The following is a 23,199-nucleotide window of genomic DNA, read 5'->3' on the forward strand; positions in this document are numbered from 1 at the left end:
ACTATGAAAATTTACTTAGTAACTGGTGGAGCAGGGTTTATAGGCTCAAACTTTGTATTATATATGCTTAAAAAATATAAAGATATAAAAATAATAAATTTAGATAAATTAACTTATGCGGGAAATTTAGAAAACTTAAAGGGGATAGAAAATGATGAAAGACATATATTTGTTCAAGGTGATATATGTGATGCTAAGCTTGTATCATCATTATTTGAGAAGTATGAAATAGATTATGTAGTTCATTTTGCAGCAGAATCCCATGTTGATAGAAGTATAAGAGAACCAGAAGTTTTTGTTAAAACTAATGTGCTTGGAACAGTAAATTTATTAAACTGTGCAAAGAATTCTTGGGAAAGAGAAGAAGGCTGGAAAGCAGGAGTTAAATTCTTACATGTTTCAACAGACGAAGTATATGGATCATTAGGAGATGAGGGATATTTTATGGAGACAACGCCATTAGATCCTCATAGCCCATATTCAGCAAGCAAGGCTGCATCAGATATGATGGTAAAGTCATATGGAGATACCTATAAAATGCCTGTTAATATAACTAGATGTTCTAATAACTATGGACCATTTCAATTCCCAGAAAAATTAATACCACTTATTATAAACAATTGTCTTAAATTAAAAGATTTACCTATCTATGGGGATGGGTTAAATATAAGAGATTGGCTATATGTTGAAGATCATGCTAAGGCTATAGATATGGTTATTAATAATGGAAGAATTGGAGAAGTTTATAATGTTGGTGGACATAATGAAAGAACTAACCTCCAAATAGTAGATAAAGTTATTAAATATATAAATGAAAATGTTGATATTAAAGTAACTAAAAACTTGAAGAAGTTTGTTGAAGATAGAAAAGGTCATGATAGAAGATATGGAATAGATCCAAGAAAGCTAAAAGATGAATTAGGATGGTATCCAGAAACAACATTCGAAGTTGGAATAGTTAAAACTATTAAGTGGTATCTAGATAATAAAGAATGGATGAATAACGTAACATCTGGAGATTATCAAAAATATTATGAGAATATGTATAAATAATTAATGAGTAATAATGCAGAAATTGAATTCTAATCTTAAATAAATTCAATTTATAGGTTAGAGCTTATATAAGGGCCCATAGTAGGATACTATGGGTTAATTTGTTTGGTAAAACATGTAAAAAATACTGCTTTTTAAGTGAAGTTTTTTGTGTATAATTAAAACTATGAAAATGTTATCATTTCCTTGGATAGTTAATTTTTATTAAGTTAGAGGAGATGAGAATTTATGAGAAAACTGAAAGCATTTAGTAAGATAATAGCTTACACGATGACATTATCTATGGTACTATCAAGTGCTATTGGCAAATCTAAGATTGCATTTGCAGAAGAAAATTTTAAGACACCTTCACAGCTTTATGTTGAAGCTATGGGAAATGGCTGGAACCTAGGGAATTCTTTTGATGGTTTTGATGGAGATCTAAATAAAGAAGATGGAGGAGAATTAGCTTGGGGTAATCCTACTGTTACTAAGGAGCTTATTCACTCAATTAAAGAAAAGGGATATGATAGTATTCGTATTCCAATGACAAGTTATAGAAGATATTCAGAAATTGATGGAGAATATATATTAGATAGCAATTGGGTAGAAAGATATAAAGAAGTTGTTAGCTGGGCTGTTGATGAAGGTCTTTACGTTATGATTAATATGCATCATGATTCTTGGATATGGCTTTCAAAATGGGATGGCAATAAGGAGTCTGAGGAGTATAAAAGGTTTATAGATATATGGGAACAACTTTCAGATACTTTTAAAGATTATTCAGATAAGGTTTCATTTGAAACAATAAATGAGCCTGATTTTAGTGATACAGGGGAAATTACAGCTCAAGATAAATTAGATATGATTAATTTAGCTGCCTATAATGCTATTAGAAATTCTGGTGGAAATAATGATACAAGAATGATAATAATTCCTACAATGAACACTAATCATGGAACTGAAAAAAGTGAGGCAACTTATAATTTTATTAAGAGTTTAAATGATGAAAATATTATAGCTACAGTACATTATTATAGTGAATGGGTATTTAGCTCAAATCTTGGAAAGACAGGGTTTGATGAACCTCTTTATGATTGGAGTAATGAATATACTGCAAGAGCAGCAGCAAATGATTTATTTAATATACTTAATAATACCTTTACTTCTAATGGTATTGGAGTAGTAATTGGCGAATGGGGACTTCTAGGATATGATGCTGGGAGTGAAGTTAATCAATTAGGAGAAGAATTAAAGTATTATGAATATATGAATTACTTAGCAAGGGAAAATGAAGTAAGCTTAATGTTCTGGGATAATGGATCAGGAATTAATAGGTTGGATACTGAAAATTATTCTTGGAAGAAGCCAATAGTTGGTGAAATGTTAGATGCAGGACTAAATGGACAAAGATCTTCCTATGTAACAGATTTAAATACAATATATTTATCTAAGGCTATAGATTCAGTTTTAGAAATAAAGCTTACTTTAAATGGTAATACTTTTGAAGGAATTCAAGGTTTAATAGAAGGTGTTGATTTTACTTATAATGAAGAAAATGCAACAATAACTCTTTTATCAACATATGTAAATAATAAATTTAATGCTTTAGATGCTAATGAATATGGTGAAATTGATGACTTATTAATTAAATTCTCTTCAGGAGCTAATTGGCATCAATATCTAGTAAAATATTCAAAGCCTGTATTATCAGAAACTACAGGAACAACATCAAAAATTAGTATTCCAGTAGATTTCAATGGAGCAAAATTAAGAAGAGTTACAGCCTATGATGAAAATGGAAATATAGTTGGGCCAAATTCTAGCTGGTGGGGTTATTTGCAACTTAATGGTTCATTTTCAGTAGATTATAATAATGGAACAATAGATATTTTAAATAGCTTCTTTAATGATTCTTCTGTACAAGATGGAAAAATTAAGTTTACTTTTGAGTTTTATGATGGACAAGTAATAAATTATACTTTAGTTAAAAACGGAGAGAATGTAATAGGAGTTCCAGAAGAAATTCCTGGAGATGATAATCAAGGACAAGACCAAGATAATAGCAATCCAGGAGAAAATCCTGATGATAACAGTTCAGGAGAAAGCCCAGATGACAATAATCAAGGAAAAGATCAAGATGATAGCAAACCAGGTCAAAATAAAGGACAAAATCAAAATAATATTACAACTAATAAATTACCTCAAACAGGTAAAAATAATCCAATGTATTTATTAGTTACAGCAGTTGTAGTATTAGGTGCTGGTATCACATTAGTTAAAAAAATTTAATTAGAGTTTAAAATAAGGACCCTTAGCGGAATAACTAAGATTATTCCACTAAGGGTTTATTTATATATAAATCAAAGCATTGACAGTAAATAACAGTGAACGTATAATATTAATATGTTAATACGTTAAATTGCTATAATGTCAGTATGATTGAATTTCTAGTAGTGATAATTATTTTTTATTAAAAATAGAGTAATTATCAGATGCTAGTTTTTATGGAAACGTTATTATAAGCAAAATGTTAAATGCATGGAAATAGGTATATTAATATATATTTCATTTTTATAAAAATAAATTAAAAAAGATAAGTAAAGGAGATAGTGTTATGAATAAAAAAGAAGTAAAAGAGTTAATGAAGAACAAATTAATTGCAGTAATTAGAGGTAATGATATTGAAGAAGCAAAGCTTATATGTAAAACTCTTGTAGAATCAGGAATCACTTCTTTAGAAATTACATTTAGTCTTCCAAATGCAGAAAAATTAATTTCTGATTTAAAGAAGGAGTTACCAAATGCACTTATAGGAGCAGGAACAGTATTATCTAAAGAACAAGCGAAACTTGCAATAGATAATGGAGCTGACTTTGTAGTGTCACCTTGTATTGTAGAAGAAGTAGGGGCTTATTGTAGGGAAAAAGATGTATTTTGCTCAATGGGAGCTGCAACACCAACAGAAGTTTATAATTCATATTTAGCAGGTAGTGATGTAGTTAAGTTATTTCCAGGAGATTGTATTTCAATGAAAATGATTAAAGACATTAAGGCTCCAATGCCATTTATTGAAATGATGCCAACTGGTGGAGTTGATGATAAGAATGTTAAAGAGTGGTTCGAAAATGGTGCTTATGCAACAGGATTTGGTGGATATCTAACTAAGGGAATAAATGTATCTAACCTTGACTTGTTAAGAAAACGTTGTGAAAAATTAATACAAGCTACTAAATAATAATTTGAGAAAATAAATTGTTTATATAATTTATACTATTAAGGTATCAAGGAGAAAATGTAATATGAGTAGAGTACTATTATTTGGGGAGCCAATGGCTCTATTTACAGCTCAAGTTGAAGGAGAATTAGAGGATGTAAATTTATTTGAAAAATCTGTAGCAGGTGCAGAGCTGAATGTTTGTACAGGTCTTGTAAGATTGGGACATGCTGTTTCATATATAACAAGATTAGGTGATGATCATTTAGGTTTATATGTTAAAAAGTTTATTGATAAAGAGAAAATAGGAACAGAATTTATAACATTTGATAGTTTAAATAAAACAGGATTAATGTTTAAAAGTAAAGTTTCTAATGGGGATCCTGTAACGGCTTATTATAGAAAGGGATCAGCATTTTCACATATTATTCCAGAAGATATTGATAATGTTGATTTTGATGGAGTTGAACTTCTTCATGTAACCGGAATACCACCAGCATTATCATCAAGCTGTAGAGAAGCTACATATCGTTTAATTGAAAGAGCAAAAGAAAGAGGAGTTTATGTAACTTTTGATCCAAACTTAAGACCAGCTTTATGGGAAAGTCAAGAAGTTATGATTGAAGTTATAAATGATTTAGCAAAAAAATGTGATTTAATATTACCAGGTGTAGCAGAAGGTTTAATATTAACTGGAAGTGACGATGTAGAAAAAATAGCTGATTTTTATCAAAACCTTGGTATTAAAGAAGTTGTTATAAAGAATGGTAGCAAGGGAGCTTATGTGAGAAGTGGAAATGATAGTTTTGAACAACTAGGATTTAAAGTTGAGAAAGTAGTAGATACAGTAGGGGCAGGAGATGGCTTTGCTGTAGGAGTATTAAGCGGAAAATTAGAAGGATTATCAATTAAAGAGTGTGCTATAAGAGGCAATGCAATTGGTGCAATTCAAGTTACATATTCAAGTGATAATGAGGGTTTACCGACACAAGATGAGCTAAAAGAATTTATAGAAAAAAGAATCTAAATAAATAAAAAAAAGGAGATTTCTTATCTCCTTTTTTTATTTGCTCAGCAATTTCAAAAAGGTTTACAATATAAATTTATTTTTTATAAAAAATTTTCTGAAAAGTCATTGACTACGGTTTCAAATGGTAGTAATATAATATTAACATCTTAATGTGTTAAGTGGTTAACACAAAGAAAGGAGTGGTTTGAATGGAAACTAGATATGCACATAGCCCTAAGGATATAGAGCATTATTCAACAGAAGAATTACGTAGTGAATTTTTACAACAAAGAATATTTGTGCCTGGTGAAATTTGTTTAACTTATTTACATTATGATCGTCAAATATTTGGAGGTGTAACACCTAAGGACAATCCTTTAGAAATCGTTCTTACAAAAGAACTAGGAGTAGATTACTTCTTAGAACGTCGTGAGCTTGGAATTATTAATATTGGTGGTCCTGGAACAATAATTATTGACGGTAAAGAAGAAGAAATGAAAAAACAAGATGGATATTATATTGGAAAGGAAACAAAGCAAGTAATATTTAAATCTAATGACTTAAATAACTTAGCAAAGTTTTATGTTGTATCAACACCTGCACATCATAAATATCCAAATGTGAAAATAAGCATAGATAATATTACACCAAGAGTTGTTGGTGAAGGTAAAACATTAAATAAGAGAAAGATATTTCAATACATTCATCCAAATGTATGTGAAAGTTGTCAATTACAAATGGGATATACAATTCTTGAAGAGGGTAGCGCATGGAATACAATGCCATGTCATACTCATGAAAGACGTATGGAAACATATTTATATTTCGATATGAATGAAGATACAAAAGTTTTCCACTTAATGGGAAAACTAGATGAAACTAAACATATTGTAGTTGGAAACGAAGAAGCTGTTATCTCTCCAAGCTGGTCAATACATTCAGGAGTAGGTACAAGCAATTACACATTCATATGGGCAATGTGTGGAGAAAACATAACATATGATGATATGGATATGGTTTCTATGGATGATTTAAAGTAAAACAGGAGGATAAAGATTAATGAATAATTTTAATATGAATAATTTTTCATTAGAAGGAAAAGTAGCTTTAGTAACTGGCGCATCTTATGGAATAGGATATGCAATTGCATCAGGTTTAGCAAAAGCAGGAGCTACAATAGTTTTTAATGATATAAATCAAGAATTAGTTGATAAAGGAATTGCTGCATATAAGACAGATGGAATAGATGCTAAAGGATATGTATGTGATGTAACTGACGAAGATGCTGTACAAGCTTTAGTTAAGAGAATAGAAGAAGAAGTTGGAGTTATTGATATTTTAGTTAATAATGCTGGAATAATCAAAAGAATTCCAATGACAGAAATGTCAGCAGCTGATTTTAGAAAAGTTATAGATGTAGACTTAAATGCACCATTTATAGTTTCTAAAGCAGTGATACCATCTATGATTAAAAAAGGTCATGGAAAGATAATTAATATATGTTCTATGATGAGTGAATTAGGACGTGAAACTGTTAGTGCTTATGCATCAGCAAAAGGTGGATTAAAAATGCTAACAAAAAATATATGTGCAGAATATGGTGAAAGTAATATCCAATGTAATGGTATAGGACCTGGATATATTGAAACACCACAAACAGCGCCATTAAGAGTTGAAGGAAATCCATTTAATGATTTTATTATTTCTAAAACACCAGCAGCTCGTTGGGGAACTACAGATGATTTAATTGGACCAACAGTATTCTTAGCATCAGATGCTTCTAATTTTGTAAATGGACACATTCTATATGTAGATGGAGGAATACTTGCATCTATAGGAAAACAACCAGAAGCATAGGGAAAATATATATCTTAATTATGTAAACTTGAATGCTAATATAATATGGCATATAATATTAACATGTTATATTAGTAAGGAGTTAAGATTTATGATAGCAAAATATGAAGTTATAAAACAAGACATTATTCAGATGATTGAAGAGAAGAAGTTTAAGCCTGGAGATAAGATTTATTCTGAGGGAGAGTTAAAAAAACTTTATAATGTAAGCAGTACAACAGTTGTTAGAGCTCTTCAAGATTTAGTTTTAAGTGGCTATCTTATTAGAAAACAAGGAGAAGGAACATATGTAAGAAAATCTTTTAAGCATAGACGTGCTTTCTTTGATGAGGGTAGCCCAATAATTGAAGAATTTAAGAATAAGTATTCTGAGAAAAGGATAGTAGAAAGTAAAAAAATCTTATTTGTAAAAGAAATAGAAGATAGTGAAATTGCTGAAAAGTTAAATGTTAGAGCTAATGAAGTATTAGTTCAAGTTTGTAGGATAAGTTATGTAAATGATACGCCTTGGCAAATTCAAAATAGCTATATTCCAAAGAAATATTTAAAAAACTTTGACTATAATAATTTGAGTGAAAATGATAGGCTTTCTGATGAATTAAATAAGGCCTTAGGAATAAATTTAATAACATTACCTATGAAGCAAAAAATTCAAGTAGAGTTTCCTATTTCACTGAAGAATGTGTGTGAAGCATTAAAAATAGACGAAAATACACCGGTATATAAGACTGAAAGAATTACATACTATCCTGCTCAGGTACCATTTGAGTTCGCAAGAAACTATATAAATTATAAGTTTTATTCTATAGAAATTCAAACTGAGGATAATGTCTAATTAAAAATTGACATTAAGGAGTTTTTAAAAATATGCGTAACATTATAAAAGAACCGTTACTTCGCAGTGAACGTTATTTTAATAATGGTTTCCTAACAAAGGAAACTATAGAAGCAGCATTAGATAAGTGTATAAAAAAAATAGATAGAAATATTGAAATACTTGGAGAAAAATTTCCAACTCCAGCTACTAAAGACAATGCTTATGGTATTATGGATAATACTGAATGGACTAATGGATTCTGGACTGGAATTCTATGGTTAGCATATGAATACACAAAAGATAATAAATACAAAGAATTAGCAGAGAAAAATGTTGAATCATTTTACAATAGAATTGTAAATAATATTGAAGTTGATCATCATGATCTTGGGTTTCTTTATATACCTTCCTGTGTTAGTGCCTATAAATTAACAGGCAATAAAATGGCTTATGATGCAGCAATTATGGCTGCAGATGCATTAATTAAACGTTATCAAGAAAAAGGCGAATTCATTCAAGCTTGGGGAGAATTAGGAGCAGCTGACAATTATAGATTAATTGTAGATTGTCTTTTGAATATTCCTTTATTATACTGGGCAACAGAGGTAGCTGGAGAAGAGAAATACAAAGAAATTGCTAAGAAGCACTTTAAAACAACTATTGCAAATGCAGTAAGAGATAATGCTTCTGCATATCATACATATTACTTTGACCCAGCAACTGGAAATCCAGTTGGAGGTAAGACTAGACAAGGATATTCAGATGATTCTAGTTGGGCAAGAGGTCAAGCTTGGTTAATTTATGGAATAGCATTAAACTACTTCCATGATATGAATGAAGAAAATGTACACATTTTTGAAGCAGTATCAAATTATTTTATAAATAGATTACCAGAGGATTTTGTATGTTATTGGGATTTAATTTTTAATGATGGTTCCGGACAATCAAGAGATTCATCTTCTGCAGCAATTGCGGTTTGTGGATTAAATTTAATGGACAAGTTCCTACCAGAAACTAATGAGATGAAGAATGTTTATAGATATGTGCAACATGCAATGTTAGGTAGTTTAATAAAGAACTACACAGATGACTTAACAGATGGAGCTACAGCACTTATAAATCACGGAGTTTATTCTTGGCATTCAGGCAAAGGTGTAGATGAAGGAAATATTTGGGGAGATTATTTTTACATGGAAGCCTTAATTAGATTTTATAAGGATTGGGAAATGTATTGGTAAAATAAAGAAATAAAAAACAAATAAATAATTTTACAATGGAGGAATTAATATGGAAAATAAGCCAAATATTAAAATGGTACGTGTTGATGAAAGATTGATACATGGACAAGGACAATTATGGATTAAAAGTTTAGGAGCTAATTTAGTAATAGTTGCAAACGATAAAGTTTCAACAGATAATATTCAACAAACTTTAATGAAATCGATTGTTCCAAAAGAGGTTGGAATGCGTTTCTGGACAATTGATAGAACTAATGAAGTAATTTTTAAGGCAGCTCCACATCAAACTATATTTACAGTTGTCAAATCTTGTCAAGATGCACTTAGATTAGCAGAAGGTGGATTCCCTATAGAAGAATTAAATATAGGTAATGTTCATGCTGCTGAAGGAAAAGAAAAAATTTCTCAATTTATTTATTTAGGGGAAGAGGATAAAGAAGCATTACGTATATTAAGAGATAAATATCATGTAAAGTTTAATACTAAAACATCACCAGTTTCAGAGGACGGTGTTAAATCTATAGAAGCTTTAAACAATGCTTTAAAATAGGAGGAGAAAAACATGGAAATATCAATAACTCAAGCAATTTTAATTGGCTTAATTACTGCATTTTGTTATGCAGGACAACTATTAGGGATTTATACAAACCGTTCAATAGTTATGGCATTTTTCGTAGGTCTTGTTCTAGGAGATATTCCTACAGCTTTAACTTTCGGAGCTTTAGCTGAACTAGCATTTATGGGATTTGGTGCTGGCGCTGGTGGAACAGTTCCTCCAAACCAATTAGGACCTGGAATAATAGGAACAATTATGGCTATTACTTTAAAGAATCAAGGAGTTACTCCTGAATCTGCTTTATCTTTATCATTCCCATTTGCTGTATTATTCCAATTAGTTACAACTGCTATATATACTGCTTTAGCAGGAACAACAGATACTGCTAAGAAATTAATAAAAGAAGGAAAGTATAGCAAATTTAATTTACTTGCAAATAGTACTTTAATTGCATTCGTAGTAGTAGGATTTATTATAGGTGTTACATCAGCTATAAGCTTACCAGCTTTACAAGCATTTGTTGATATATTACCACAATGGTTAATCACAGGATTCTCAGTAGCTGGAGGACTTATACCTGCAATTGGATTTGCAATGATTATGTCAGTTATGATTAAAAAAGAATTAATACCATATGTTTTATTAGGATATATTTGTGCATCATATTTAGGATTACCAACTATGGCTATAGCTTTAGTAGGGGCGGTATTCGCATTAATTATGTATAATTTAAATACTAACAATGCACAAAACACAGTAGCAACTGCTAACGCTGTTAATGTTTCTGATGAGGAGGATTTTTCAAATGGAATCTAGAAAACCTGTATTAACACAAAAAGATTATTTAAAGACAACTCTTAGAAGTTATTTTTTACAAAATGGATTTAACTATAATTCATATCAAGGAACAGGATATTTATTCTTAATTCTTCCAGCTTTGAAAAAGATTTATAAGAATGATCCTGAAAAATTAAAGGAAGTTGCTGCATCTAATATTGAGTTTTATAATATAAATCCTCATGTTTTACCATTTGAAACAAGTATGCATATAGCAATGTATGATCATGGTGAAGATATAGAAAGTTCACGTAGCATAAAAATGGCATTAATGGGACCTTTAGCAGGAATAGGAGATTCAATTTGTCAATTCGGATTAGCACCATTATTCTCAACTATTTTTGCTGGTTTAGCTATGGATGGATTAACTTTTGCTCCAATGGCTTTCTGGGCAACTATGTTAATTTCTATGTTAACTATTAAGTTATTAATGGGATATTTAGGTTATAAGTTAGGAACAAGTGTAATAGATACTTTAAGTGAAAAAATTGGTCAAGTTTCTAGTGCAGCTAGTATAGTAGGGGTTACAGTTATATCTGCATTATCAGTTAGCTTTGTAAAAGCTAAGATAGGTATACAATATGCTACTACTCTTGCATCTGGAGAAGAACAAGTTGTATCTATTCAAACAATTTTAGATAAAATACTTCCAAATATGTTACCAGCTATTATTACTATAGCAGTATTTACATTAGTTAAGAAGTATAAGTGGTCAACATATAAATTATTAGCTTTATTATTTGCATTAGGTATAGGACTTTCATACTTTGGTATTTTAGTTTAGGAGGATTTAATATGTATAAATTAGTGATTGTAGGACATGGTAACTTTCCAAGTGGAGTTTTATCAGCAGCATCTTTATTAGTAGGCAAAAATGAAAATATATATAGTTTTGATTTAGATGAAAAAGAAACACATGAAGGTTTTGAAAAGAAGCTAAAAGAGTTATTAGATAATAATGATAAGGTTGTAGTTCTTGCTGACTTAACGGGTGGAGCACCACATCAAATAGCAGCTCGTTTAATATTAGAATCAGGAAAAATGAATCAATATATTATTTCAGGAGTTAATCTTGCTTTAGTTATAGATTTGGCAATGAAATGTTGTATTGGTGAAGTATCAGATGATGAGATGCAAGATGCTATACTTAATTCTATTGAGGAATGTAAAGAAACAACAACTTTATTATGCCCTAGGATGATGTAGCAATGAATACTCAAAATATAATATTTATAGTATTAATTGTTTTAATGTTTTTATTCTATTTTATTATAGCTCCTATTATTAAATATAAGGGAATACAGCAGAATAATCAAAAACATTCTGACTTTCTTAATAAACTTAGTATTGGAGATAAAGTAATACTAAGCTCCGGTATTTTTGGAACTTTAAAAGAGAAAAATGAAGAAAATTACTCTATTGAAATAAGTAAAGGTATTGTAATAAAAGTTCTGCCATCTAGTATTATAGGAAGAAGTTGAGGTTAAATTATGATAACTTTTGATTTAGTTAATAAATATAGCAATGACTTTTTATCAGGTGATTGGAAACGATTTGTTAAAGAAAATTGTAAAAAAGAAATAAAAAGAGCAAAGTTTCAAGGAGATTTACTTTGTAAAAATGTAATAATTTATAATGATCCTATGGATATGGAGGCAACTTCTATTCCATATACTTTTGATGGAATAGAATGGAATATAAGTGCTAATTTAGATCCAGAATGGACATTTATGCTAAATCGTAATGGCTTTATGATTGACTTAGCAGTTGCATATAGACTTACTGGAGATAAAAAGTACATAGAAAAGTGGAAGGAATATCTTTTTAACTTCATTAAGTATAATGGAATTCCTTCGGATTATAATAAAGATGCTTGGCGTAATCTTGATACAGGTATAAGATTATCTAATTGGATGAGAAGTCTTGTATATTTAGGAATTGATTTAGAATTAACCGAAGAAGAAATAAAGCAGTTTGAAGAATCACTAAAAATACATGTAGAATTTTTATATAAAGACTATACACCAAAACAACTATTAAGTAACTGGGGAGTTTTGCTGATTACTGGTGTACTTTCGGTATCTATCTTATTCCCGGAACTTGTAGATGATGAACATAGGAAATGGGCATGGGACTTGTTAGAAGATCAGCTTGATATTCAATTCTATCAAGATGGTATACAATGGGAGCAAAGTCCTATGTACCACCATGAAGTTGTTTTAAGTACTGCATATGTTATGATGCATGCTGAATATACAAATCATTATGTACCAATGAACATTAGAGAGAAATTAAAGCCTTTAGTTGCTGCATCTCAATTTTACATAAATCATAATGAAAAGCTACTTTCTTTACATGATAGTGATAATGTTGACTTTTCATATGTATATAGCATATATAGATGTCTTGGATTAGCAACTGAGGCTCCTTCAAAAAATGAAAAGGGAATACTATTTGTTGGAAGTATGTATAAAGATAAGTATAGTAATTATGAAAATAATCCAATTAAAGGATGTTTCAAACAAATAGATAGTGGATTCTTAGCATATAAGGATGAAAATCATTTAGTAACACTATTTAATGGAAGACATGGAAGCGCTCATGGACATGCTGCTCTTGGTAGTGTAACAATTAATTTAAATAAGCAGGATATTGTAAGTGATCCAGGAAGATTTACTTATCAACACAACTCTCCATTAAGAACGGGTTTAAAGAAACAATGGATGCATAATACTGTTGATGTTGATGATAAAGAGGATTTCAAAATAAGTGGAGATTCTTCATATGCTGAAGTCCAAGATCCAATAGGTAATACTTATAATAAAAAAGGTAATTATGTAGCATTAGAAGGAGTATGGTCTGGAAAGGCTAATATTACAGAAAATGAAAATGGTGAAATTTTAGAAAAGAATTTATATACAATTAGAAGAACTGCTTTTATAGAGAACAAAATGAATGTAGTACTAGTATTTACAGCAATTGATTATCCTGGTGAACATAAGTGGCGTTCAATATACAATCTTCATCCAACAGCAAGATGTATTCAGAATGATGAAAAATCAGTTATTGAATCTGAAAATATGAGTTTTGTAGTAGATTCCTTAGATGGAGATACTTTTGTTAAATCAAAGAGTATTTTCTCAACTAAATATAATATGCTATGTAATAATGATAAATTAGTATCTACTTCTTCTTTTATAGATAGAGGTGTGAAGGTGGAAGCCTTTTATGAAAAGGATACTGTTTCTATTAAGCCTTTATATGTTCATCAAAATGGTAAATCTGAACAAGCTGAGAAGGATAAGATGATTGGATTTGAAATAAAAAGCTTAAAGAGTGATGAAGAATTTTCAATCTTCTATTGTGCCTTTGACACTTTTAAAGGGGATAAGATATATTATAGCGAAAAGGGACAAGGAATCTTCGGAAAATTAACTGTTTTTAATAAGAATAATAAAAGAATTAAGCTTTTATAAAAGTAGTTTTAATTAATAGTAAAAGGAGTATAGTAAAATGTTAAAAATTCAATTGATTTCTGGTAACGGAGAGATAGTTAAAGAAGCCTTTAGTGAAAATCGTGTATATTTAGGCTATAAGGGAACTCTAGATGATGGAGCATTAGTAAAAATTATAAACTCTAATCCAGGTGAATATTTATGGGTTAAGATAAATAAGTGTATTGATAAATCACTAGTTTATTTTAAAGGTACTGAAATGAATTATGAATTTCCTTTTACTGAAGAAGCTAAGGTAGCTTATCCAATAGGAGCATTTGAAGGAGATAGATATTATTTTTCAGTTGAAAGACCTAGTAAAGAAGAATTAAAGATGTATAGAAATGTAGCATTGAATCCTTCAGATCAAAAGAATGCAATTGATGTTTATCCGCATGCATCAGCAAATGTTGAAACTAGAAATGAATCAGTATTTTTTGCAAGTAATGCAATAGATGGGATTTGTGTAACAGATGGACATGGAAGATGGCCATATCAATCTTGGGGAATAAATAAACAAAAGGATGCAGAAATAACTGTTGAATTTGGAAAAGAAGTTTTAATAAATAAAATAGGTTTATTTTTAAGAGCCGATTATCCACATGATAGTTATTGGACAAGTGTTAAATTATCATTATCAACTGGAGAAGAAATGATACTAGAAACAACTAATAGTCCAGAATGTCAATACTTTGATATTCCTAAATCTAAGGTTGAATGGATAAAGTTATCAAACCTAATAAAACATGACGATGAATCGGAATTTCCAGCACTAACACAAATTGAAGCATGGGGATGGGTAGAATTCTCTAAATAGTGCTATATACATAGACCTCATAGTATACAAAGTTTGATACTCTGAGGTCTGATTTTGGTAAGTTGATATTTAAAAAAGGAGAAATAGTGTAATTATAATATTATTATTACATTGACAATGAATAAGTTTTCATTTATAATTTAATTAAATTAAGTTTGTTATGATAAAAAGAAATGATTTTTTTTTAGAATTTAATATGGATCGTTACTGACGTATTTATTTGATCAGGCGTGACCGAAAATAATGGTATGGTATTATAATATACATATCACTATTTTGGGTCATTTTTTATTATTTCGGAGGTATATATGCGTGTTAAGAAAGTATTTAATAATAATGTTGTACTTGTTGTAAATGATCTTAAAGAAGAATTAATTGTTATGGGTAAAGGAGTTGGCTATCAGAAGTATCCTAGGGACTTAATAGATACAAATAAAATAGAAAAAAGATTTATATTTAATAATGAAGAGTCATTAAATGAGCTTAATACACTATTAGCTAGAATACCTTTGAAAGATGTAGAGCTTGCAAGTGAAATTATTAAAATGGGAGAAGACTCTTTAGGATATAAAGTAAGTGACACTATTTTAATTACTTTATCAGACCATATAAGTTATATGCTTAAAAGAATAGATGATGGTTTAGTATTTAAAAATCCACTTCAATGGGAAATAAAGCAGATATATCCTGAAGAATATAAATTTTCTAAAAGAGCTGTTGAATATTTAAGAGAAAAAACAAATAAGAATATTCCAGATTCAGAGGCAGCATTTATTACACTCCATTTTGCAAATGCTCATCTTGAGACAGATAATATGGAAGAAACAGTATTATTAACAAAAATTATAGATAGTGTATTAGATATTATTAAATACAATTATGGAATAGATATGAATGAATATTCCTTTGATTATACAAGGTTTATCTCACATTTACGTTGTTTTATTCAAAGACAATTAAAAAATGAAAGTGTAAATGTTGATACATCCTTACTAGAGATAGTAAAGCTTAAGTATCCTGAGGATTACAAATGTGCTAAGAAAATTAAAGTGTTTCTTGAAGTAACTTATAAATGGAACGTAAGTGAAAATGAACTACTTTACTTAACATTACATTTAAATAGATTATCAAGTATTAGTAATAAAAAATAAATATTGTAGGATCGTTACTGTTTAGCAGGCGTGACCTAAGTTTAAGAGATTAGTCATTTAACTATGAAATATAATGCTATGGAACTATAAAAAATTATAATTCTATAGATGATTATATTTGCATGCAGAGATTATATTTTCATATAGAGATTATAATTGCATGTAGAGATTATATTTGTGTAAATAGTTTACACTCGGGCTATCTTAGTAAGCTTAGGTCTTTTTGTTTTTAATTTTTTGTTTTTAATAAAGTATGAATAATGATTATAAAATTTTAAATCTTGGCCGAGTTTTTATAATTATTATTTTCATAACTTTTTATATAAATATTTATCTTTCAATTATTGATTTATAGAAATAGTTTTATGGAATTATGAATCAAAATTATTTTTAAATAAAATATCGTAATTGAAAGCATTGATTATTTAATTTTTATATAAGTTTTTAAGATAACTTTATATCTTAAATATTTCTAATAGGAAATGGAACTTAATAAAATGTAAAATTTTTAGATCTTATATATCTAATATTTTGGGAGGAGTTTTATAATGAAATTTGAAAGAGAATCTGAAGAGATTATAAAATTAGTTGGTGGAAAAGAAAATGTAGTTAGTTTAGTCCATTGTGCTACAAGATTACGTTTTAAATTAAAGAAAACTTCAGTTGCAAATAAAGCTGAATTAGAAAAAATGAAGGATGTATTATCTGTTGTTAATAGTGGTGGACAATACCAAGTAGTAATTGGTAACAAGGTTAGTGATTATTATGACACTATTACTAAAAAGTTAGGATTAAAAGAATCTTCATCTGAAGAAAAAGGTGAGAAGGTTTCTATAATATCTATGCTTTTTGAAGTTATATCAGGTGCTTTTTCACCATTAATACCAGCTTTAGCAGGTGCAGGAATGGTAAAGGCTTTATTAACTGTATTAACATCATTTGGATGGATGTCTGATTCAACTACTACTTATGCTATATTATCAGCTGCTGGAAATGGAGTATTCTATTTACTACCTGTATTCTTAGGTATAACATTATCTAAGAAATTAGGCGGAAATATGTATGTTGGTGGTGCTATTGGTGCTGCACTTCTAGATCCAAGCTATACTGGATTAATTGGCTCAGAAGGAATCGTAGACTTTTTAGGTATGACAGTAACACCTATTGATTATGCATCAACTGTATTCCCTATCTTTGTTGCAATGTTTATTTACTATTGGGTTGATAAATTATTAAAGAAGATAATTTTAAAAGACTTACAATTATTCTTAGTACCAATGTTTTCATTATTAATTATGGTTCCTTTAACAGTTATACTATTTGGACCATTTGGAACTACTGTTGGTGATGTTATTTCTAACTCTGTAATGTGGTTAATTGATAAGAGTCATGTATTAGCTGGTATAGTTTTAGGAGCAGGAATGCCTTTCTTAGCTGTATTTGGATTACACTGGGGCTTTACACCTATTACACTACAAAACCTTGCAATAACTGGAGGAGATCCAATTGAAGGAGCAGCAGTTGCAGCAGTATTTGCACAAGTTGGTATAGCTATTGGTTTATTCTTAAGAGCAAAGAAACATTCTCAGCTTAAATCTTTATCAGGATCAACAGCTATAACTGGTATATTAGCAGGTGTAACTGAACCAATTATATATGGAATTATTTTAAGATATAAGAGAACTATTCCAATACTAGCTATAGCTGGTGGTGTTGGTGGTGCAATAGCTGGTATTTTTGGAGTTACTTGTAATGCATATGTATTCCACAATATTTTCTCAGCACCAGTTTATACTCCATTCTTTGGATATGTAATTGCAGTTGGAACAGCATTAGTTCTTGGAGCGGTTTTATCATATTTCTTTGGTTTAAAGGAAGAAGAAATTAAAGAAATGGAATCTGAAACAGTTAAAGTAGAAAGTGAAGATGACAATAGGCTTGAAGAATTAGTAGCACCAATTAAAGGAAAACAAGTTGATTTATCTGAAGTTCCAGATGAAGTTTTCTCATCAGGAGCTGTAGGAATTGGAGTTGCAATAGTTCCAGAAAAAGGAGAAGTTACTTCACCAGTTAATGGAGTTGTATCAACTATATTTCCAACAAAACATGCTATAGGAATAGTGTCTGAAAATGGAACAGAAATTTTAATTCATATAGGAATAGATACTGTTTCTTTAGATGGTAAATACTATGATGTACATATAAATGCTGGGGATAAAGTTAAGGTAGGACAAAGATTAGTATCTTTTGATATTGAAGGAATTAAAAATGAAGGATATAGCACAGTTACTCCAGTTTTAATTACTAATTCAAGTGATTTAGCTGATGTAATTGTGGTTGATAATAAAGAAGTTAAAGAAAATGATGTAATTATAAAAGTTATTCACTAAACTAGGGAGGTATTTAATATGGGATTATCAAAAGACTTTTTATGGGGTGGAGCAGTAGCAGCTCATCAAGTAGAAGGTGGTTATAATAAAGGCGGAAAAGGTATAAGTATTGCAGATGTAATGACAGCAGGGACTCATACAATTCCTAGAAAAATAACTGATGGAATTATTGAAGGTAATTATTATCCAAACCATGAAGGTATTAATTTTTATGAGAAATATAAAGAGGATGTAAAGTTATTTGCTGAAATGGGCTTTAAATGTCTTAGAACTAGTATAGCTTGGACTAGAATATTTCCTAATGGTGACGATTTAGAGGCAAATGAAGAAGGACTTAAGTTTTATGATGATTTATTTGATGAGTTATTAAAGTATAATATTCAGCCTGTAATAACATTAAGTCATTTTGAAATGCCATATAATTTAGTGAAAAACTATGGTGGATGGCGTAATCGTAAGCTTATTGATTTCTTTGTAAGATTCTGTGAAGTAGTTATGAAAAGATATAAGGATAAGGTTAAGTATTGGATGACTTTTAATGAAATAAATAATCAAACAATAACTACTAATCCTATATATGCATTCACTAACTCAGGAATAATTTATAAAGAAGATGAAAATAAAGAAGAAGTAATGTTCCAAGCTGCTCACTATGAATTTGTGGCTAGTGCAAAGGTTGTAAAAATGGGACATGAAATTAACCCAAACTTTATGATAGGATGTATGGTTGCAGCAATGCCAAGTTATCCTTATTCATGTAATCCAGATGATATTATGAAGGCTGAAGAAGCTAATAGAGAACAGCTTATGTTTACAGATGTTCATGTTAGAGGAAGATATCCAAAGCATACTTTAAAGTTATGGAAAAGAAATAATTATAAATTAGATATAACTAAAGAAGACGAGGAAATCTTAAAAGAAGGAACTGTAGACTATATTGGATGTAGCTATTATTTAACTACAGTAGTTACAGCTAATAAAGATATAAAGAGAACTGGAAATGATTCAGCTGGTAAGGCAGATGTAGTAGAAAATCCATACTTAAAAACATCAGATTGGGGCTGGACAATTGACCCAGTAGGACTAAGATTCTATTTAAATCAATTATATGATAAATATGAAATTCCAATATTTATAGTAGAAAATGGATTTGGAGCTGTAGATGTTCTTAAAGAAGATTTAACTATTGAAGATGATAATAGAATTGAATACTTAGCTAATCATATAGCTGAAATGAAAAAAGCTATAGAAATAGATGGTGTAGAAGTTATAGGATACACAACTTGGGGATGTATTGACCCAATATCCTTCACTACTGGAGAAATGAAAAAACGTTATGGATTTATTTATGTAGATAGAGAAAATGACGGAAGTGGTTCTCTTAATAGATATAAAAAGAAATCTTTTGATTGGTATAAAAAAGTTATAGAATCAAATGGAGAAATACTTTAAGCAAATATAATATGTAACCCTAGTAAAATATAAACTTGTTTTACTAGGGTGAATTTTTTTATTCCATAGACCAGTTAAAAATGTTAACGTATTATAAGTTTCTTTATTTAGTTCATAGGTGATTTAATTGAACAATGGAATCAAAATTATATATTAAATAACAAAAAAGCTATAGTTTTCACTATAGCTTATAACAATCTAAAATTATCTTCTATTTTGTTCTTTTCTAGCTCTTCTACAAGAAATACATCTTGTTGGCTCATTTTCGAATCCTTTTTCTTTATAGAATTCTTGTTCTCCTACTGAAAAAATGAATTCGCTACCGCAATCTTTGCATGTTATTGTTTTATCTGACATATATAGTCCTCCTAAAATTAAAGATTCTACTTTGATAATAATCTCTAATCTTGAGAAACTAATTATCTAAATGAAACTTTTTTATTTTGTTAGCATCTTTGCTACTCATTTATAATATCACACATATAAATATAATGCAAGACTATTTGTTAAAAATATTAATTATTTTTAGAAAATTTTAAAATTAACTTTTATATATTTTTATAGGAAATATTATTTGTATACTTGGCATATGGTATAGTAATACAAATAAGGATTATAGAGGAGTGGAGGAATGGATAAAGAGTTAGTATTAATTATAAAATTGTTATTAGAGAAAACATTGGTAACAATAAAGAGCCTAGAAGATGATACTGGACTAACAACTAGACAGGTTACATATAGACTTAATAAAGTAAATAATTTATTAAAATCTAAGGGCTCAGAAATTATAGCTTTAAAACATAAAAAAGATATAATTCTTAAATCAGAAATTAGGGATTCACTTCTTGAAATTATTAATGAGTATAATACAGAAAATACTTATTATTTAAGTAAAGATGAAAGACTAACATTTATATATTTAACTCTTTTTATTAACCTTGAATATCTTTCACTTAATCATTTTATTAACTCAATGAAAGTAAGTAGATCTAGCGTTCTTTGTAATATTAAAGAGTTAGAGGATATACTTAAAGAAAGCAATATATATATTAAAAATAATAGGACTTCAGGATATTATTTAGTAGGTCCAGAAGTAGAAATAAGAAGGTTTATGATATCTTTTGCTAGTAAATCATTATCTGGCGGCAGAGATTGTAAAATTTTAGATTTACTAATAGATGAATATGACTTAGATAGCTTTAAAGAATCTAGGGAGATTATATCTAAGCTAGCAACTGACCATAATATCACTTTTGTTGAAGATAGATTACAAGATTTTATTTACATTTATATATTTCTTAAATCTAGGATGTTGTCTAATGAAAAAAAGGAATATCCTATATCTAAATTAACCAATATCTCTGTAATGGAATCTATGAAAGAATATGATTTTGTAAAGGATTTATTGAAAAATCACGGGAATATTGATAATATTAAACCTTTTGATCTAAATTATATAAGTGCTTGGATTATTGGTATATCAGTAGGAAATATCAATGATAAAACAGCTGATATGGCGATAATATCTAGAATGGTAATAAAGATAATGAAAAGATTTGAAAATATAAGTGGGTTTCATTATATAGATCAAGAGAAGATATTTGAACAATTATATTCTCATTTTAGACCTGCCTATTATAGACTTCTATTTAAGCTTCCTATAGATAATCCTCTTTGTGAAAGAGTTAAAGAAGAGTATAAGGAGTTGTATAAGTTAGTAAAAGAAACAATGAAACCTTTCAATTATTTATTTGAACAAGAAATACCAGAAGATGAGATAGGATATTTGACTATACATTTTGGAGCTATTTTATTTAATGAAAGAGATGATACAATCTCTACTAAAAAGACAGCACTTATTACTTGTTCTGGAGGGGTGGGAAGTTCAGCTCTACTTTATGCAGAACTTAATAATTTATTTCCAGAGTTAAACTTTCTATTACCAGTTGAGATATCAAAGTTAAAAGATTTTGAGGAGACTGTAGATATAGTTTTTACTTCGAATTATTATGATGAAATTATAAAATTAAAAAAACCAATTATTAAAGTAAATCCTGTAATGACTTTAAAAGAGAAGAATAATATTAAGCGTGATGTAAGTATTTTGTTAGGAAATGGATTATTAAAACAACCAAAGGTGGACGAGGTAATTAGTATTATTAAAAAATATGTACAAATAGCATCAGAATCTATGTTATATAATGAACTTGTGGCATATTTTTATAACGCAGAAAACCTAAATGATACTAAAAATACAGGTATTACTTTAAGCAATATGATAAATGAAAATCTTATTTGTTTTAAGGTTAAAGCTAATAACTGGGAAGATGCTATTAGAAATTCTGCTGCTGCGTTGGTAGATAATAAAATAGTTACAAGTGAATATGTAGATTCTATGGTGAATATAGCTAAGGAGTCTGGTCCATATATAGTTGTAACAAAGCATGTTGCATTACCACATGCAAAGCCGGAAGATGGGGCAAAAGAAACTGCCATGGGCATTGGAATTTTAGAAAATCCAATATATTTTGGTAATAAAGCTAATGATCCTGTTAAATATGTGTTTAGTTTAAGTTCATTAGACCATGAAAAACATCTCCAAGCAATGGCGGAACTAATAGAACTTTTAGAAGATGAAGAATTTTATAATGTTTTAGATAATGCACAAAATGCTAAAGAAGTTATGGATTATATAAAAAACTACGAATAATAATATATAGAAAAGACTGTAAGTGGATAAATATAATGAAGCTTATAGTCTTTTTACTTTATAAATAATGTTTATATTAGTTATAAATATAATTAAAATTTACAAAAATTGAACTAAAGAAATAGAACATATTAGATCAATAAATATGATGTGATTTATATTTATTTTATAAACATAAGTTAAACCCAATAATTGTTGTAAATGTATACAGAGGAAAATAGAATTAAGATATAAGGATAATAAATAATATATTTTCTATTATGCCGGCAAAAGTAGAAAATAAATTTTTGAATTAAATAAAAGTGAGAGGATGAGAATTATGTATAATGCATTAGTTGCTTGTAGAACAGGAATGGGATCAAGTATGTTGCTTAAAATTAAGGTAGATCAAGTAGTAAAAGAAAATAATTACCCAATACAAGTTGTTCACTCTAATCTTGATGCCATAGAAGAGAGGAAATGGGATTTTATTGTAACAATGGCTGATATAACAGACGACGTGAGAGATAAGGTTCAATATTGTGTAGCCATACACAATTTAATGGATAAAAATGAAATAAAAAAAGGAATAGAAGGCTTTTTAGAATTTATAAAAAATAAATGACAATAAAATAAATTATAA

21 protein-coding genes are annotated in these 23,199 nt (G+C 28.9%); 20 read left to right on the forward strand and 1 reads right to left on the reverse strand.

Features of this window, described 5'->3' with window-relative positions:
* The first annotated feature begins 3 nt into the window (after positions 1–3).
* The 18 genes from rfbB (at position 4) to ACQPUY_RS06415 (ending at position 19,867) form a co-directional block, all read left to right on the forward strand.
* Entirely contained in the window at positions 4–1,053 is a 1,050-nt protein-coding gene (gene rfbB, locus ACQPUY_RS06330) for a dTDP-glucose 4,6-dehydratase (RefSeq protein WP_430840298.1), read from the forward strand.
* 228 nt (positions 1,054–1,281) lie between these two features.
* Positions 1,282–3,324: a cellulase family glycosylhydrolase gene (locus tag ACQPUY_RS06335; RefSeq protein ID WP_430840299.1), complete on the forward strand. Its 2,043-nt coding sequence runs from the start codon at positions 1,282–1,284 to the stop codon at positions 3,322–3,324.
* Positions 3,325–3,649: 325 nt separating this feature from the next.
* On the forward strand, positions 3,650–4,270 hold the full coding sequence (locus ACQPUY_RS06340; protein ID WP_430840300.1) for a bifunctional 4-hydroxy-2-oxoglutarate aldolase/2-dehydro-3-deoxy-phosphogluconate aldolase: 621 nt from the start codon (positions 3,650–3,652) through the stop codon (positions 4,268–4,270).
* Positions 4,271–4,334: 64 nt separating this feature from the next.
* On the forward strand, positions 4,335–5,276 hold the full coding sequence (locus ACQPUY_RS06345; RefSeq protein WP_430840301.1) for a sugar kinase: 942 nt from the start codon (positions 4,335–4,337) through the stop codon (positions 5,274–5,276).
* 191 nt (positions 5,277–5,467) lie between these two features.
* Positions 5,468–6,298: a 5-dehydro-4-deoxy-D-glucuronate isomerase gene (kduI, locus tag ACQPUY_RS06350; protein WP_430840302.1), complete on the forward strand. Its 831-nt coding sequence runs from the start codon at positions 5,468–5,470 to the stop codon at positions 6,296–6,298.
* Positions 6,299–6,317: 19 nt separating this feature from the next.
* Complete coding sequence (locus ACQPUY_RS06355; protein WP_430840303.1) at positions 6,318–7,115, forward strand: gluconate 5-dehydrogenase; 798 nt, start codon at positions 6,318–6,320, stop codon at positions 7,113–7,115.
* Positions 7,116–7,206: 91 nt separating this feature from the next.
* Positions 7,207–7,950, forward strand: coding sequence for a GntR family transcriptional regulator (locus ACQPUY_RS06360; protein ID WP_430840304.1), 744 nt, complete (start codon positions 7,207–7,209; stop codon positions 7,948–7,950).
* A gap of 32 nt (positions 7,951–7,982) precedes the next feature.
* Positions 7,983–9,170: a glycoside hydrolase family 88 protein gene (locus ACQPUY_RS06365; protein WP_430840305.1), complete on the forward strand. Its 1,188-nt coding sequence runs from the start codon at positions 7,983–7,985 to the stop codon at positions 9,168–9,170.
* Positions 9,171–9,219: 49 nt separating this feature from the next.
* Positions 9,220–9,720 carry a PTS sugar transporter subunit IIB gene (locus tag ACQPUY_RS06370; RefSeq protein ID WP_430840306.1) on the forward strand — a complete coding sequence of 167 codons (501 nt, stop codon included), beginning with the start codon at positions 9,220–9,222 and terminating at the stop codon, positions 9,718–9,720.
* Between the two features lie 12 nt (positions 9,721–9,732).
* Positions 9,733–10,542: a PTS mannose/fructose/sorbose/N-acetylgalactosamine transporter subunit IIC gene (locus ACQPUY_RS06375; protein WP_430840307.1), complete on the forward strand. Its 810-nt coding sequence runs from the start codon at positions 9,733–9,735 to the stop codon at positions 10,540–10,542.
* Complete coding sequence (locus ACQPUY_RS06380) at positions 10,532–11,347, forward strand: PTS system mannose/fructose/sorbose family transporter subunit IID (RefSeq protein WP_430840308.1); 816 nt, start codon at positions 10,532–10,534, stop codon at positions 11,345–11,347. Before ACQPUY_RS06375 ends, ACQPUY_RS06380 begins: the two co-directional genes overlap by 11 nt.
* Before the next feature lie 11 nt (positions 11,348–11,358).
* Positions 11,359–11,769, forward strand: a complete 411-nt coding sequence (locus ACQPUY_RS06385; RefSeq protein ID WP_430840309.1) for a PTS sugar transporter subunit IIA — start codon at positions 11,359–11,361, stop codon at positions 11,767–11,769.
* Between the two features lie 2 nt (positions 11,770–11,771).
* The gene (gene yajC / locus ACQPUY_RS06390) at positions 11,772–12,044 is read left to right on the forward strand and encodes a preprotein translocase subunit YajC (RefSeq protein WP_430840310.1); all 273 of its coding nucleotides are present in this window, start codon (positions 11,772–11,774) and stop codon (positions 12,042–12,044) included.
* Positions 12,045–12,053: 9 nt separating this feature from the next.
* Positions 12,054–14,039 (forward strand): heparinase II/III family protein, encoded by a 1,986-nt coding sequence (locus tag ACQPUY_RS06395; protein WP_430840311.1) that lies wholly within the window; start codon positions 12,054–12,056, stop codon positions 14,037–14,039.
* Between the two features lie 37 nt (positions 14,040–14,076).
* A complete protein-coding gene (locus tag ACQPUY_RS06400) occupies positions 14,077–14,874 on the forward strand; it encodes a hypothetical protein (RefSeq protein ID WP_430840312.1) in 798 nt (265 codons plus the stop codon).
* 308 nt (positions 14,875–15,182) lie between these two features.
* Complete coding sequence (gene licT / locus ACQPUY_RS06405; protein ID WP_430840313.1) at positions 15,183–16,025, forward strand: BglG family transcription antiterminator LicT; 843 nt, start codon at positions 15,183–15,185, stop codon at positions 16,023–16,025.
* A gap of 548 nt (positions 16,026–16,573) precedes the next feature.
* Positions 16,574–18,415 carry a beta-glucoside-specific PTS transporter subunit IIABC gene (locus ACQPUY_RS06410; RefSeq protein ID WP_430840314.1) on the forward strand — a complete coding sequence of 614 codons (1,842 nt, stop codon included), beginning with the start codon at positions 16,574–16,576 and terminating at the stop codon, positions 18,413–18,415.
* Positions 18,416–18,433: 18 nt separating this feature from the next.
* Entirely contained in the window at positions 18,434–19,867 is a 1,434-nt protein-coding gene (locus ACQPUY_RS06415) for a 6-phospho-beta-glucosidase (RefSeq protein ID WP_430840315.1), read from the forward strand.
* A gap of 204 nt (positions 19,868–20,071) precedes the next feature.
* Here ACQPUY_RS06415 and ACQPUY_RS06420 read toward each other — a convergent pair whose 3' ends face one another.
* Complete coding sequence (locus tag ACQPUY_RS06420) at positions 20,072–20,224, reverse strand: zinc-ribbon domain-containing protein (RefSeq protein WP_430840316.1); 153 nt, start codon at positions 20,222–20,224, stop codon at positions 20,072–20,074.
* A gap of 274 nt (positions 20,225–20,498) precedes the next feature.
* On the opposite strand from ACQPUY_RS06420, the gene ACQPUY_RS06425 reads away from it, so the two are divergent.
* Positions 20,499–22,577 carry a BglG family transcription antiterminator gene (locus tag ACQPUY_RS06425; RefSeq protein WP_430840317.1) on the forward strand — a complete coding sequence of 693 codons (2,079 nt, stop codon included), beginning with the start codon at positions 20,499–20,501 and terminating at the stop codon, positions 22,575–22,577.
* Positions 22,578–22,896: 319 nt separating this feature from the next.
* Entirely contained in the window at positions 22,897–23,181 is a 285-nt protein-coding gene (locus ACQPUY_RS06430) for a PTS sugar transporter subunit IIB (protein WP_430840318.1), read from the forward strand.
* Positions 23,182–23,199 lie beyond the last annotated feature (18 nt).

Source organism: Clostridium nigeriense, assembly GCF_050585245.1.
GTDB lineage: Bacteria > Bacillota > Clostridia > Clostridiales > Clostridiaceae > Clostridium > Clostridium nigeriense_A.